Raw genomic sequence first — 2,105 nt, forward strand, 5'->3', positions numbered from 1 at the left:
CAGCCCAAGGAAATGCTGCCCATCGTGGACAAGCCGCTGATCCAGTACGCGGTGGAAGAGGCCTATTCGGCCGGCATACGGCACATGATCTTTGTCACCGGCCGCAACAAGCGCGCCATCGAAGACCATTTCGATACCTCCTACGAACTGGAAAACGAGCTGGAACTGGCCGAAAAACATGCGCTGCTGTCACTGATTCGTTCAGCCCAGCACGACGATGCAAACTTCACCTTTGTCCGCCAGCCGCGCTCGCTGGGCCTGGGCCATGCGGTGCTTTGCGCTGAACACCTGGTCGGCAACGAACCTTTTGCGGTGGTGCTGGCCGACGACTTGATGGTCGGGCCGGCCGGCGGCCCCTCCGTGCTGTCGCAAATGGCGGCGCAGTTTGAAAAGCTGCAGCAATCAATCCTGGCCGTGCAGGAAGTGCCGCAAGCGCACACCCGCCGCTATGGCATCGTCGCCGTGGAAGCGGCCGACGCAGACGCGCCAGGCGTGATGAAAATCAGGAAAATTGTCGAAAAACCAGCGCCGGACGTGGCGCCTTCGCGCATGGGCGTGGCGGGTCGCTACATTTTTACCCCGGCGATTTTTGAGCATATCCGCCGCCAGTCCTCTGGCGTGGGCGGTGAGATTCAACTGACCGACGGCATTTCAAGCCTGCTTGGCGAGCAATCTGTGTTTGCCCTGCAGTACGAAGGCAAGCGCTACGACTGCGGCAGCAAGGAAGGCTTTCTGGAAGCCACCGTGGAACTGGCGCTGCAGCACCCGGAGGTGCGCGAACACTTTCGCAACTACCTGCGCGGGCTAAAGCTTGACTGAGGCCCTGCAGGCTTAACGCCGCTTGAGGATGTGAATGAAGTCGCTGCCGGCCACTTGCTGCTCCACCAGCTCGTTGCCGGTCTGCTTGGCAAACGCCTGAAAATCGCGGTTTGAGCCGGAGTCAGTAGACACCACGCGAAGCAACTGGCCGCTGGCCATTTCAGCCAGCGCCTTCTTGGCCTTCAAAATAGGCAAGGGGCAGTTCAGGCCGCGGGTGTCGAGTTCTTTGTCGATTTCCATGAGAATCCTTAATTTATTGTGATTTTAGGCAATAAGCAGACGCTGCCCATCAGGCTGGAAAGACGCCAGTGGACAGGTAGCGGTCGCCCCGGTCGCAGACGATGAAAACGATCACGGCATCGTTCACCGTTTTGGCAATTTCCTGCGCCACCCAGCAGGCCCCGGCAGCCGAAATTCCTGCAAAAATGCCTTCCTCACGCGCCATGCGCCGGCACATGTCTTCGGCATCGCTCTGGCTGACCTGCACCAGCTGGTCGACGTGACGGGCGTCATATATTTTGGGCATGTAGGCCTCAGGCCATTTGCGTATGCCCGGAATGCGCGAGCCTTCACTGGGTTGTGCGCCGATGACCTGGATGGCCGGATTTTTCTCTTTGAGGTAGCGCGAAACGCCGGTAATCGTGCCTGTGGTCCCCATGGCGCTGACGAAGTGCGTCACCTTGCCCGCGGTGTCCGTCCATATTTCAGGCCCGGTGGTCTCGTAATGAATACGCGGGTTATCAGAATTGGCGAACTGGTCAAGCACCCGGCCTTTGCCGTCTTTTTGCATCTGGTCGGCCAGGTCGCGCGAATATTCCATGCCGCCGCTTTTGGGCGTCAGGATCAGTTCGGCGCCAAAAGCCTTCATGGTCTGGGCGCGCTCAATGCTCAGGTCCTCCGGCATGATCAGCACCATGCGGTAGCCCTTGATGGCGGCCGCCATGGCCAGCGCAATGCCGGTGTTGCCCGACGTGGCCTCGATCAGCGTATCGCCCGGCTTGATCTCTCCACGCTCCTCGGCACGTTTGATCATGGCCAGCGCGGGCCGGTCTTTCACGGAACCGGCAGGGTTGTTGCCTTCGAGTTTGCCCAGGACCATGTTGCCGCGTGCGGCATTTTCGGCGCTGGCGATGCGTTGCAGGGCGACCAGCGGCGTTTTGCCGATCGCATCTTCAATGGTTTGATAATTCATAGCCCACACTGTGCCATAATTTGTGGCTCCACTAAATTGCGCCCGGGTGGTGAAATTGGTAGACGCAGGGGACTCAAAATCCCCCGCCGAAAGG

General features: G+C 59.5%; 3 protein-coding genes. 1 reads left to right on the forward strand and 2 read right to left on the reverse strand.

Annotation, left to right across the window (positions count from 1 at the left end):
* The coding region (locus IV091_RS02645; protein ID WP_293464735.1) for a UTP--glucose-1-phosphate uridylyltransferase at nucleotides 1-819 on the forward strand (819 nt) is incomplete at its 5' end.
* A gap of 12 nt (nucleotides 820-831) precedes the next feature.
* On the opposite strand, the gene IV091_RS02650 is transcribed toward IV091_RS02645, so the two are convergent.
* Together IV091_RS02650 and cysM are read right to left on the reverse strand one after the other, a co-directional pair.
* Nucleotides 832-1,059 carry a sulfurtransferase TusA family protein gene (locus IV091_RS02650; protein ID WP_293464738.1) on the reverse strand — a complete coding sequence of 76 codons (228 nt, stop codon included), beginning with the start codon at nucleotides 1,057-1,059 and terminating at the stop codon, nucleotides 832-834.
* Between the two features lie 49 nt (nucleotides 1,060-1,108).
* Nucleotides 1,109-2,011: a cysteine synthase CysM gene (gene cysM, locus IV091_RS02655; protein ID WP_293464741.1), complete on the reverse strand. Its 903-nt coding sequence runs from the start codon at nucleotides 2,009-2,011 to the stop codon at nucleotides 1,109-1,111.
* Nucleotides 2,012-2,105: the final 94 nt, after the last annotated feature.

The sequence above is a fragment of the Polaromonas sp. genome (genome assembly GCF_018780625.1).
GTDB lineage: Bacteria > Pseudomonadota > Gammaproteobacteria > Burkholderiales > Burkholderiaceae_C > Polaromonas.